The sequence below is a fragment of the Flavobacterium foetidum genome, assembly GCF_004634245.1.
GTDB classification, from domain to species: Bacteria; Bacteroidota; Bacteroidia; order Flavobacteriales; family Flavobacteriaceae; genus Flavobacterium; species Flavobacterium foetidum.
In genome coordinates this window covers 306780-318635 of sequence record NZ_SJTF01000005.1, presented here as the reverse complement: position 1 = coordinate 318635, position 11856 = coordinate 306780, and the positions used below count along the sequence as shown (strand labels likewise).

The following is an 11856-nucleotide window of genomic DNA, read 5'->3' as shown; positions in this document are numbered from 1 at the left end:
TTTTAAGAGCATTCAAATTCTAAGTTCAGTTTTAAATGAACTTACATTACTTATATGGTTAATTCAAAAGTCTTCCAGATTTTTAAACCATATAAGTGCATATTCAAATTGTAAGTTTAGTTTTAAATGAACTTATATTACTTATATGGTTAAAATAAAAACCTTAGCACCTTAGCATCTTTGCAACTTAGAACCTTTTTCACTACTTTTGCACCAAATTAATTAAAAAGACATTCATGTTAACAGTCAATAATTTATCAGTTCAATTTGGTAAAAGGGTTTTATTTGATGAAGTAAATACAACTTTCACTCATGGAAACATTTACGGAGTTATTGGAGCAAATGGTGCGGGAAAATCTACTTTCTTAAAAGTTATTTCAGGTGACATTGATCCAACTTCTGGTCACATTCATTTAGAGCCAGGCAAGCGTATGTCGGTTTTAAACCAGAACCACAACATGTTTGATGAACATACCGTTTTGGAAACCGTTTTAATGGGAAATAAAGTGTTGTATGCTGTTAAAAAAGAAATGGATGAACTTTATTTAGATTACAATGATGCCAATGCAGACAGAATAGGGGAGCTTCAAGTTCAGTTTGAAGAAATGAACGGATGGAACGCCGATTCTGATGCTGCAGCCATGTTGTCTAACTTAGGAATCACAGAGGCAGATCATTATACTTTAATGAGCGACATGGAAGGAAAAATGAAAGTACGTGTGCTTTTGGCACAAGCACTTTTTGGAAATCCTGACTTGCTGATTATGGATGAGCCTACCAACGATTTGGATTTCGAGACAATCGCTTGGTTAGAAAATTTCTTGGCAAACTACGAGAACACTGTAATTGTGGTATCTCACGACCGTCACTTTTTAGATGCGGTTTGTACTCATATTTCTGATATTGATTTCGGAAAAATCAATCACTACTCAGGAAACTATACTTTCTGGTACGAGTCTAGCCAATTAGCGGCAAAACAGCGTGCACAGCAAAACAAAAAAGCAGAAGAGAAGAAACAAGAACTTGAAGAATTTATTCGTCGTTTTAGTGCAAACGTAGCGAAATCGAAACAAGCAACTTCTCGTAAAAAAATGATTTCGAAACTGAATATTGCCGAAATCAAACCTTCAAGCCGTCGTTATCCTGCGATTATCTTCGATCAGGATCGTGAAGCAGGAGATCAGATTTTGAATGTTGAAAACCTTTCTGCTTCTGTAGATGGTGAAGTTCTGTTTAAAGATGTTGATTTGAATATGGCAAAAGGCGATAAAATTGTTCTTTTCTCTAAAGATTCACGTGCTACAACTGCTTTCTACGAAATCTTAAACGGTGAACAAAAAGCAGATTCTGGAACTTTTGACTGGGGAATTACTACCAACCAAGCGTATTTACCAGCAGAAAACCACAAATATTTCGAAAACGATTTGACTTTAGTAGACTGGTTACGTCAGTACGCAAAAACTGAAGAAGAGCGTGATGAGGTATTTATTAGAGGTTTTTTAGGAAAAATGATTTTCTCTGGAGAAGAAGCTCTTAAAACGTCAAGAGTTTTATCTGGAGGAGAAAAAGTACGTTGTATGTTGTCTAGAATGATGATGGAGCGTGCAAACGTTTTAATGCTTGATGAGCCAACAAACCACTTAGATTTGGAGTCTATTACAGCTTTCAACAATTCATTGAAAAACTTTAAAGGTTCTGTAATCTTCACAACGCATGACCACGAGTTCGCGCAAACAGTTGGTAACAGAATCGTAGAATTGACACCAAACGGAGTTATCGACCGTTACATGACATTTGACGAATATCTTGATGACGAAAAGATTCAGGAGCAAAGAAAGAAGATGTACAATCTTTAATTTTTAAATTCCGATTTAAAAATTCCAAATTCCAAATTCTAAATTTTGAACTTGGAAGCTTTGATAAAAGATAAATCATAAAGCTGATTTGCGCATTTTTGTCATTTCGACGAAGGAGAAATCTTCGCAAGAAGCTCTACAAAGATTGGACTTTGTTCTAAATCGATAAAAAAAATCCCAATCGTAAATGAATTTGGGATTTTTTTATGTTTTATTTTCTAAAAAACCTTGCGAAAATCCAGATAACAATCGCAATTATAAAAATTACGATAAAGATTCCGAATCCCATTCCGGCTTTAAAAATGTCTCCAATAACTTCACAGCTTGTAAATGAAAACAGTATTACAAATACCATTAACAATCTTAGTATTTTATTTTGCATGATTCTGATATTTTAAATTGATACTTAAAATTACTTCAACAATCACGAAATTGTGTTATAGAATTTTTTGGAAATGTTTTAGGATTTGGAGATAATTAGATTTCGAACAAAGTGCAATATTGTTGAGTTTTATATTTACTCCTGTTTTGCGGAGAGATGCAGATAGAAAAGAGCCATCGGCTCGGCTAAATATTGTAGGGCCGGATTTTAATCCGGTTTATGAAATATGTGATAGAGAAGAAGAGCCGTAGGTTCGGCACATTTTATAGGTAATAATAGGAGTCGTTCCTGCGGAACTACTGGTTTGTGTGGCGCTTATTCAACGGATTGAAATCCGTTGCTACAAAATAATTCATTCCTACGGAATTCTGATGATTGAAAGTTTTTAAAATGAAAAAAAGCGATAAGTTATCAGTAAAAGCCCTAAGCTATCGGCCAAAAATATATTTTTGGTATTTTGATAAACTCTTTCATGAGTTTTTTTTTAATGATATTCTTTTCTTTCCAATAATAGAATTCTATTCGTTTCATCCTCAATTGATTCTAAATAATCGTTTTCATTAAAGCTGACATAATAATGCAAATCCCAAGGAGAGATTTTGTTTGCATTAGAGTCTAAATAGCATTTAATTCTGTTTAGCAAAATTTCTCTATTAGTAATTAAATCATTAAAATTTTCTATACGTACATTTTCTTCTCTATTAACTAATATGTTATGAAGTTTTAGAAGATTATTTTTAAAATTATTTTTACCCAGAACTTCTATGGTGTATTCAAGATCAGATAGTTTAGTATCAATTGATAAATCGAAAATAGGTGTTGCAACTTCGTATGGTTCTCCCCATTCAAATTTTTTCTCTTCTATATAGCAAAATGGAAATGTATTTTTGTTAATGTAAATCATTTTAAATCTCTTGTTAGTTTGAATGTAAGGATTCAAATCTTTTTTATTGTTAAAAATAGTATTTTTAAACAAAAGCCGTGTTTGAGTCAAAAAAAATATTTCCCCTCTCAACACCCCAACAAATAAAATCAGATTCCGTATATTTGCGCGACCAATCATTACAATTAATTATGAGCCAGAAAGTATTACTTAATTCAAAAGAAGTTACTATTATACTTCACCGTTTGGCTTGTCAGTTAATCGAAAAACATCTTGATTTTTCAGATACTATTTTAATCGGTATTCAGCCGAGAGGTGTTTTTTTGGCTGAACGTTTAAAGCAACTTTTAGAAAACGAATATAAAACTCCCGAGATTTCCTTGGGTTATCTGGATATCACTTTCTTTAGAGACGATTTCCGTAGAACCGAAAAACCGCTCGAAGCGAATAAAACTCAAATTAATTTTATCGTCGAAAACAAAAAAGTCATTTTTATAGATGATGTATTGTTTACCGGTCGCAGCATTCGTTCTGCATTAACCGCTGTTCAGTCTTTCGGAAGGCCTTCAGAAATCGAATTATTGGTTTTAATAGACAGACGTTTCAGTCGTCATTTGCCAATTCAGCCCGATTATCGCGGTCGTCAGGTAGATGCTATTAATGGCGAAAAAGTTATTGTAAGCTGGAAAGAAAACGACGGCGAAGATGTTGTTCATTTGGTTACCAATTAATTTATTAATCGTTAAAAATTGAAAAAACAATCATGACAGAGAACGAAGAGTTTATTTATGAATCAATTTTTAATCAGGTAAGAATGGGATTTCTTTCTATTGATGATATCAAAGAAAACATCATGGAAGAAATTGAAGACAACGAATTTGAAGATGAAATCTCAGAAGCTTGGGCTTTTGAAAAAATCGACCAAGAATACCAAAAGTTACTTGAGGAAAGTAAAAAATGGAAAAGCCCGACAGATACTGAAAAGCTAATAAAAGCGTTTGATGATTTATGTGATCAGAACATCATTGCGCTTCACAATGCAGGATATACTACAAGTGACGGCGAATACGAAGTGGTGGAGGTTGAAAGAGAGCTTCAGGAAAACGGAATCGTATCTGATGGTTACTGCTTTTATCACGAACAAGATTTGGCTAGAGCCGTAATTCCAGATAATCCGAGTTTGTATATTGCTTTTCAAAAAGTAGATAATTCAGATGAAGAAACAACTTTAAAAGTCGGAAATAAAGTAGCAGAAGTGCTAAAAAATAACGGACTTGAGGTAAATTGGGACGGATCGGCTAAAAAGAAAATCGAAATTCCGAATTTCAGATGGCAACACCTTTATGATGAAGAGGGAAGAGATTTGCAAGATTACGGCGAAGTTGCAGAAAGAATGATTCGATAGAGTGGCATCTCTTAAAAAGCATTGAATGCGAATATTTCGTCATTCAGAATTTGACCAATAATATTAAAGAAACAAAAATGAAAGAATTAAGCGTAGATCATTTATTAGGAATAAAATATATCAATGAGAATGATATTAACCTGATTTTTGAAACGGCAGATCATTTTAAAGAAGTCATTAACCGACCGATTAAAAAAGTTCCTTCATTGCGAGATATTACCATTGCCAATATTTTCTTCGAAAACAGTACCAGAACCAAACTTTCCTTTGAATTAGCGCAGAAACGTCTTTCTGCTGACGTGATCAGTTTTTCTGCAGCTCAATCATCGGTTAAAAAAGGAGAGACCCTAATTGATACTGTAAATAATATCCTTTCGATGAAAGTAGATATGGTTGTAATGCGCCACTCCAATCCCGGAGCGGCTTATTTTTTATCTAAAAATGTCAAAGCAAGCATCGTAAATGCTGGAGACGGCGCGCACGAACATCCAACTCAGGCTTTATTAGACAGTTATTCAATCAGAGAAAAACTAGGCGATGTTGCTGGAAAAAAAGTAGTTATCGTGGGTGATATTCTGCATTCGAGAGTTGCTTTATCCAACATATATGCCTTGCAGATGCAAGGTGCAGAAGTAAAAGTTTGCGGTCCAAAAACTTTGATTCCGAGATACATCGAATCACTTGGTGTTACGGTTGAACCGAATTTGCGTAAGGCTCTTGAATGGTGTGATGTTGCAAATATGCTTCGAGTGCAAAACGAACGTATGGATGTGAATTTCTTTCCATCAACACGCGAGTACGCACAGCAATACGGAGTAGACAAGCCGCTTTTGGATTCGCTCAACAAAGAAATCGTAATCATGCACCCAGGACCAATCAACAGAGGAGTAGAGATTACTTCTGAGGTTGCCGATTCTGATCATTCGGTAATCTTGAATCAGGTGGAGAATGGTGTTGCGATTAGAATGGCGGTTATTTATTTGCTGGCTTCTAAGATTCAGCAATAATTTAGTTTCAGGTTAAAATCTAACCGCAAAGTTCTCAAGGTTTTTTCTTGTTTACTTTGCGAAAAAACCTTGCGAACTTTGCGGTTCAGCCTACAAAGTTTTCTTAACTTGAAACCTGAAATCTGAAACAACAAAAAAACTTAGTAAATTAGCATCATAAAATATAAGCCCCACAAATTATAAAATGAAAGTAGATCAAAAAGGACATACCGTAACGATAAAAGACACACAAGGAGATTATAACAGCTTTGTGGAAAAAGTAACGCAGCAGTTTAAAACCTTTGAAAAGCACAATATTATAATCGATTTGTCTTCAGATTCTGAATTGACGGAAAACGATTTAAAAGCTTTTTTACCGCTTTCAAAGCTGCATAAAAAAGCAAAAAAGTCGTTTGTAATTGTGGCGACAGATCTTGATTTTAACGCTATTTCAGATAAATTAGTGGTTGTTCCGTCACTTTTGGAAGCGCATGATATTATCGAAATGGAAGAAATTGAAAGAGACTTAGGTTTTTAAATTTCGGATTTTAGACTTTAGATTTTAGATTATAACTAAATCTAAAATGTTTTTATCTATTCAAACTATTGTATCAATCTAAAATCTAAAATCAACAATCTAAAATGAGGATTACCATACTTGGCTGTTATGCCGCAACTCCTAGAACACTTACTAATCCAACTTCACAGGTTTTAGAAATTAGAAACAGATTATTTTTAATTGACTGCGGAGAAGGAACTCAGGTGCAGCTTCGAAAGAATAAAATTAAGTTCTCGAAGATCAACCATATTTTTATTTCACATCTTCATGGGGATCATCTTTACGGATTGATCGGAACGATTTCGACTTTTTCCCTTTTGGGAAGAACAACCGATTTGCATGTTTATGGTCCTAAGGGAATTAAGGAATTGATTCTGCTTCAATTAAAATTGACAGAATCATGGACGACTTATAATTTGTTTTTTCATGAATTGGAATCGAAGGAAAGCGAAGTGATTTTTGAAGATGCGAAAGTCATTGTCAAAACGATTCCATTAAAACATCGTGTGTACACAAATGGATATTTATTTCAAGAAAAACCTGCTGAGCGAAAACTGAATGTAGAGGCGGTTCAACATTATAATATCCATGTGGCCTATTATCAAAAAATAAAAAACGGCGGTAATGTTACTCTGGATGACGGAAGCGTTATCGAAAATGAAAAACTGACTTTTGATCCAGAACCTGCAAAAAGTTATGCGTTTTGTTCTGATACTGTTTATAATGAAGAAGTAATTCCGATTATCGCAAATACAGATGTTTTGTATCATGAGTCTACTTTTTTAGACTCAGAAGCAAGACTGGCAGAAAAAACGCTTCATTCAACTGCAAAAGAAGCAGCGACCATTGCTTTAAAAGCAAATGTCAAACATTTAATTTTAGGGCATTATTCTACACGTTATGATGGTTTGGAGTCATTTAGAAAAGAAGCAGAAGAAGTATTTCCAAATGTGCTTTTGGGAGATGATGGAGTATCGTTTGATTTTTAGAGCTTTTGAGCTTCTGAGCCTCTGAGGTGCTAAGCTTCTAAGCTGCTGAGGTACTAGGTTTCTGAGGTGTTAAGTGACAAAGATGCAGAGGATTTGTTCGACCTTTAAGTCTGAACCTGAAACTTGAAACCTGAAACTTGAAACTTGAAACCTGAAACTTGAAACTTGAAACCTCAAACTTGAAACCTTAAACTTGAAACTTGAAACCTGAAACAAAAAAAATCTAAAATCTAAAATCAACAATCTAAAATAATAAATCATGAGTGATTTAAGCAATTATAGAAAATCTTACGAGAAAAGTGAATTGCTGGAAGCGAATATTCCAGAAGATCCTATTAATCTTTTTAATCGATGGTTTCATGAAGTGGAAGATTTTGGCGGAAGCGGCGAAGTAAATGCCATGACGGTTTCTACTATCGGACTAGATGGTTTTCCGAAATCACGGTTGGTTTTACTGAAGAAATTCTCCGAGGAAGGATTTATCTTTTACACCAATTATAATTCTGAAAAAGGAAAGTCTATAGAAGCAAACCCAAATGTCTGTCTGTCTTTTTTTTGGCAAGAAATGGAACGTCAAGTAATTATAAAGGGAATTGCACAAAAAACTTCAGAAATTCTTTCAGATAATTATTTTGAATCAAGACCAGACGGAAGCAAGCTTGGTGCGATTGTTTCGGATCAAAGTGCAGTAATTCCGTCACGTGCTTTTTTGGAAGAAAAGCTCAAAGAATTGGAAGCTGCATACACAGGAAAACCTATCCTTAGACCTGAAAATTGGGGCGGCTATCTCGTTACGCCGTTACAGGTAGAATTTTGGCAGGGCAGACCAAACAGACTTCATGACAGGATTCGTTATACTAGCCAGTCAGATTTTTCTTGGAAGATAGAAAGGTTGTCTTCTTAAGCGTATTTATACGTAGGATTTTTATATCAAAAATTATAAAAAACATGCATTTCATCGATTATTTTTGCTGTTTAACGGTAAAATAAATATGTTTGACTCAGAAATAAAGAGAAAAAATTATTAAAAATAAATTTAAAGGATTTGCCCCAACATTTACTTTAAACCGCTAAAATGCTGTTGATTATGAAAAAGATAATGCGAGCCATGCTGTTCATTGCGATTCTCTTCGCAATGAACTCATGTTCTGCCGATACTGTCGAAGCGAGCGTAAATGCGCCGGGTAGCGAAACGCTTATTACCAATTATACATACAACGATACAGAACTTGAAACGATGAGGTTGATAAACGAATACCGTAAAAGTATTGGTTTAAAAGCTTTAGAGTCTGTAAGCCATATTTCTAACAAATGTGAAGAGCATAATAAGTATATGATTGCTAATAAGGCTCTTAATCACAATGGTTTTACAGAAAGATCGGCTAATATTCAAGAAGTTCTAGGAGCTAAAAAGGTAGGCGAAAATGTGGCTTACAATTATAAAACCCCAGAAGCTGCAGTAAAAGCGTGGCTCGAAAGTCCGGGACATAAGGCAAATATCGAAGGAGATTATACACACTTCGGATTGGCAGTTACTACCGATAGTGCGGGTAAAAAATATTATACAAACATATTTGCAAAAATATAAACGATTAATTGAACAGGTTGGTTTTTTAGAGGTCGTTGCAATTCTTTGAGTTGCGACGACTTTTTGCATTATAGAAGTTCGCAAAGTTTAGCAAAACTTTGCGAACGATACTTTTTATTTTAACCCGTTGGGTGAATTTTTTTTCAATTCTATTAAATCAGCTTAGATATAAATCTGTTTAAATCTGCTTTAATCTGTTTGAATCTGCGTGAAAAATTTATAAGCAAAAGGATTTCACGCTCGCAATAGCTATCTGAATTAAAGGATTTTAGCCAATCAAATTAGATTTTAATTATGAATGAAGCTATTTTATTCTATTTCGTCCAACGGGTTATTTTACTCGTTTTACAGTTTTGTAATTATAAATTCACTTCTCCTATTTGCTTGGTGTTCCTCTTCAGTACAATTCACTCCGTCTGAACAGCCATTCACGAGTTCCGTTTCGCCATATCCTCTTCCGGTCAAACGGTTTTTATCTACGCCATTTTTTATTAACCATTGTATGGTAGATTTAGCTCGTCTGTCAGATAAGGCTTCGTTGTATTGTTGGCTAGCCCTGCTGTCTGTATGCGAACGTATATCGAGTTTCATTTTCGGATAATCGTTCAGGACAACCAGTATTTTTTCGAGATCAATTGCGGCTTCAGTTCTGATATTCGATTTATCCAAATCAAAATAAATCATTTTAATTCCGAAGCATTTTCCTAAATCGTCTCCGACAGCAACCTTGCAAATCGATCTTTCGAGTGCGATTGGCAAATTTGTTTTTCCGGTTGTTTTCGGAATAGTAATGCTGACTTCTTTCGTTGAATATTCGGGTTTTTCAGCTCTCACATAATAGGTTTTGCCACATTCGACCGAAAAACTGTATTTTCCTTGAAAATCTGCGGTTACCGAATTTTTAATTTCCATGTTTTCATATAAAGTCACTTTAGAATCGGGAAGTGTCTCACCAGTCTGAGCGTCTGTAATAATGCCTTCTAGTTCTTGCAGACACTTTAATCTTCTAGTTTCCAAAAAACTGTAAATATCATCAGAGCCTAAACCGCCGTCTTTGTTGGAACTGAAATATCCTTTTCTGCTAATAGGATCAATGATGTAAGCAAAATCATCCTGGGGAGAATTGATGTCGTTTCCCAGATTTTGAATATCGCTAATAGCGCCATTATTGTCAATCTGCCCCACAAAAACGTCCAACCCTCCAAGTCCAGGATGACCATCTGATGAAAAATAGATTTCATTTTCATTTGTTACATACGGAAACGTTTCTTTACCTTCCGTATTAATTGCCTTTCCCAAATTTTGCGGCGGTCCAAAATTTTCACCGTTTACGCTTACTTTATAAATATCAGATTGCCCGACAGAACCCGGCATATCAGATGCAAAATACATTGTTTTGTCATCGGGGCTAAGTGCCGGATGAGCTGTACTGTAATTGTTGCTGGTAAAAGGAAGAGGAGTAATATGAGTCCATTTTCCGTTTTCTAGTGTTGCTTTGTAGATTTTTACCAGTGTGACTTGGTTGGCATCTTTTCCTTTTTTTCCATCAATAAAATTGTTTCTGGTAAAGTATACTGTTTTGCCGTCTTTGGTAAAAACAGGAGAAGATTCATGAAACCTACTGTTGAGGTCCGATTTAATTTTATTTACCTTAGAAGGCAAACCGTTTTTGTCTAAATCGGAATTGTAGATATTGGTGAAGTATTCTCCGGTCCATTTGTGCTTTCTTTTGCTGAAATTACCTGTATCTCTCGCCGATGCAAAATAGATTTTGTTGTCGTGCAGAAAACTCCCATAGTCTGAGTATTTTGAATTAATGCCGGCATCTTCGATTTTGTATCGTCCTGAATTGGCTTTTATCTGATCGAGATAATTTTGGTCTTTTTTATACAGAATGCCTCTTGAGTCGTTTTTGTTTTTGGCATTAAATTCATCTAAAATTTTATTGGCTTTGTCGATTTGTCCAATTGATTTCAACGATTGTGCGTAACGATAAAAATATTCAGCTTCTGGTGACGGATTCATAGCAAACAATTCTCCATACCATTTTGCGGCACCTTCAAATTCTGAATTGAAATAATAAGAGTCTCCTAGTTTTTTAAACAGGCTTTCCGATTTATAGCCTTTATTAGCAACTCTTTCATAGGTTTTAATGGCGTCTATATAAGCATAACCATCAAATTTTTTATCTCCTGAATTCATCTTTTTCTCCTGTGAGAAACAGAAAAAAAGATTAAAAGTGATTAAAAGAAGTGTAAAATTTTTCATGATACTTAGTTTTTAGAAGAAACGTGGAGTGGTCATTTTTCCATTGTTTTTGAAGAATTCATAACGCAGGAATATTTCATGCGAACCTGAGTTATAATTTTGGAGATTTGTAGTTTCATGATCGTATCCATAACCTATGTAAAGTCCGTCTGTAATTTGAAAACCTGCCATTGCACTCAATGAAGCGCTCCATCTGTAGGCAACTCCTAAAACGATCCGATCGATAAGCATAAAATTGGCTGATATGTCTACCTGAAGAGGCGCGCCTTCTACCATTTTGGCCAATATGGCAGGTTTAAATTTGTAATATTCATATTGGTCCAGATTAAATACATAACCTCCCATTAGGTAATAGTTCATTTTGCTTTTGTAAATCGCAATATCATTATCATTGTATTTGTTGGTTTCAATAAAATTAGGAACAGATAGGCCTATGTAAGCTTTGTCTGAATGATAATAGATTCCGGCTCCGACATTTGGAGAGAATTTGTTGTCGAAATCCTGAAACTGTGGATCATTCTGATTCGCTGGATTCAATTTGTTAATGTCAAGATTGAACAAATTGGCTGTTCCTTTGATACCGAATGACAGTTTAAAGTCTGCAGAAGTTTGAATTGTGTAAGAAATATCGGCAGATATGCTGGTTTCGTTTGTGGGACCAATTTTATCATTCACAATTGAGAGTCCAATGCCGACATTGCTGTTATTGATTGGAGAGTTAACCGATACTGTAGAGGTTTCGGGCGCTCCATCAAGACCTACCCATTGCGTTCTGTATAATCCAAAAATGCTTAAAGCTCCGCGTGATCCTGCATAAGCCGGATTTATATTGATAGTATTGTACATATACTGAGTATATTGTGCATCTTGCTGTGCGTAACCGCAAAAGGTTGCGAACATAATCACGAAAAAAAATAATTTTGTTCTCATAATAGATGTT

The 11856-nt window shown here is 34.8% G+C and carries 12 protein-coding genes; 8 read left to right on the top strand and 4 right to left on the bottom strand.

Annotation, left to right across the window (positions count from 1 at the left end):
- The first annotated feature begins 236 nt into the window (after positions 1-236).
- Entirely contained in the window at positions 237-1856 is a 1620-nt protein-coding gene (locus E0W73_RS09215) for an ABC-F family ATP-binding cassette domain-containing protein (protein ID WP_135221788.1), read from the top strand.
- 211 nt (positions 1857-2067) lie between these two features.
- Here E0W73_RS09215 and E0W73_RS21400 read toward each other — a convergent pair whose 3' ends face one another.
- The gene (locus tag E0W73_RS21400; protein ID WP_162847683.1) at positions 2068-2238 is read right to left on the bottom strand and encodes a hypothetical protein; all 171 of its coding nucleotides are present in this window, start codon (positions 2236-2238) and stop codon (positions 2068-2070) included.
- 484 nt (positions 2239-2722) lie between these two features.
- Positions 2723-3301, bottom strand: a complete 579-nt coding sequence (locus E0W73_RS09210) for a hypothetical protein (protein ID WP_135221787.1) — start codon at positions 3299-3301, stop codon at positions 2723-2725.
- 11 nt (positions 3302-3312) lie between these two features.
- Here E0W73_RS09210 and pyrR point away from each other — a divergent pair, with 11 nt between their 5' ends.
- The 7 genes from pyrR (at position 3313) to E0W73_RS09175 (ending at position 8648) form a co-directional block, all read left to right on the top strand.
- Positions 3313-3852, top strand: a complete 540-nt coding sequence (gene pyrR, locus E0W73_RS09205; RefSeq protein ID WP_135221786.1) for a bifunctional pyr operon transcriptional regulator/uracil phosphoribosyltransferase PyrR — start codon at positions 3313-3315, stop codon at positions 3850-3852.
- A 32-nt stretch (positions 3853-3884) separates the two neighbouring features.
- Positions 3885-4526: a DUF6891 domain-containing protein gene (locus E0W73_RS09200; RefSeq protein WP_135221785.1), complete on the top strand. Its 642-nt coding sequence runs from the start codon at positions 3885-3887 to the stop codon at positions 4524-4526.
- 77 nt (positions 4527-4603) lie between these two features.
- Complete coding sequence (locus E0W73_RS09195) at positions 4604-5533, top strand: aspartate carbamoyltransferase catalytic subunit (protein WP_073408806.1); 930 nt, start codon at positions 4604-4606, stop codon at positions 5531-5533.
- Positions 5534-5717: 184 nt separating this feature from the next.
- Complete coding sequence (locus E0W73_RS09190; RefSeq protein ID WP_135221784.1) at positions 5718-6050, top strand: ribonuclease Z; 333 nt, start codon at positions 5718-5720, stop codon at positions 6048-6050.
- A gap of 104 nt (positions 6051-6154) precedes the next feature.
- On the top strand, positions 6155-7060 hold the full coding sequence (locus tag E0W73_RS09185) for a ribonuclease Z (RefSeq protein ID WP_135221783.1): 906 nt from the start codon (positions 6155-6157) through the stop codon (positions 7058-7060).
- Positions 7061-7319: 259 nt separating this feature from the next.
- Entirely contained in the window at positions 7320-7964 is a 645-nt protein-coding gene (gene pdxH, locus E0W73_RS09180) for a pyridoxamine 5'-phosphate oxidase (RefSeq protein WP_135221782.1), read from the top strand.
- A gap of 183 nt (positions 7965-8147) precedes the next feature.
- Positions 8148-8648, top strand: a complete 501-nt coding sequence (locus tag E0W73_RS09175; protein ID WP_162847682.1) for a CAP domain-containing protein — start codon at positions 8148-8150, stop codon at positions 8646-8648.
- A 345-nt stretch (positions 8649-8993) separates the two neighbouring features.
- Here E0W73_RS09175 and E0W73_RS09170 read toward each other — a convergent pair whose 3' ends face one another.
- Both E0W73_RS09170 and E0W73_RS09165 read right to left on the bottom strand, forming a co-directional pair.
- On the bottom strand, positions 8994-10916 hold the full coding sequence (locus tag E0W73_RS09170) for an OmpA family protein (RefSeq protein ID WP_135221781.1): 1923 nt from the start codon (positions 10914-10916) through the stop codon (positions 8994-8996).
- Positions 10917-10928: 12 nt separating this feature from the next.
- Positions 10929-11846, bottom strand: coding sequence for a PorP/SprF family type IX secretion system membrane protein (locus E0W73_RS09165; RefSeq protein ID WP_135221780.1), 918 nt, complete (start codon positions 11844-11846; stop codon positions 10929-10931).
- Between the last annotated feature and the right edge of the window lie 10 nt (positions 11847-11856).

Bases quoted from the DNA above. Each gene is read 5' to 3' on its own strand.
- pyrR (WP_135221786.1), top strand. From the start codon at position 3,313: ATGAGCCAGAAAGTATTACTTAATTCAAAAGAAGTTACTATTATACTT.
- E0W73_RS09175 (WP_162847682.1), top strand. From the start codon at position 8,148: ATGAAAAAGATAATGCGAGCCATGCTGTTCATTGCGATTCTCTTCGCA.
- E0W73_RS09185 (WP_135221783.1), top strand. From the start codon at position 6,155: ATGAGGATTACCATACTTGGCTGTTATGCCGCAACTCCTAGAACACTT.
- E0W73_RS09215 (WP_135221788.1), top strand. From the start codon at position 237: ATGTTAACAGTCAATAATTTATCAGTTCAATTTGGTAAAAGGGTTTTA.
- pdxH (WP_135221782.1), top strand. From the start codon at position 7,320: ATGAGTGATTTAAGCAATTATAGAAAATCTTACGAGAAAAGTGAATTG.
- E0W73_RS21400 (WP_162847683.1), bottom strand. From the start codon at position 2,238: ATGCAAAATAAAATACTAAGATTGTTAATGGTATTTGTAATACTGTTT.
- E0W73_RS09170 (WP_135221781.1), bottom strand. From the start codon at position 10,916: ATGAAAAATTTTACACTTCTTTTAATCACTTTTAATCTTTTTTTCTGT.
- E0W73_RS09210 (WP_135221787.1), bottom strand. From the start codon at position 3,301: ATGATTGGTCGCGCAAATATACGGAATCTGATTTTATTTGTTGGGGTG.
- E0W73_RS09195 (WP_073408806.1), top strand. From the start codon at position 4,604: ATGAAAGAATTAAGCGTAGATCATTTATTAGGAATAAAATATATCAAT.
- E0W73_RS09200 (WP_135221785.1), top strand. From the start codon at position 3,885: ATGACAGAGAACGAAGAGTTTATTTATGAATCAATTTTTAATCAGGTA.
- E0W73_RS09165 (WP_135221780.1), bottom strand. From the start codon at position 11,846: ATGAGAACAAAATTATTTTTTTTCGTGATTATGTTCGCAACCTTTTGC.
- E0W73_RS09190 (WP_135221784.1), top strand. From the start codon at position 5,718: ATGAAAGTAGATCAAAAAGGACATACCGTAACGATAAAAGACACACAA.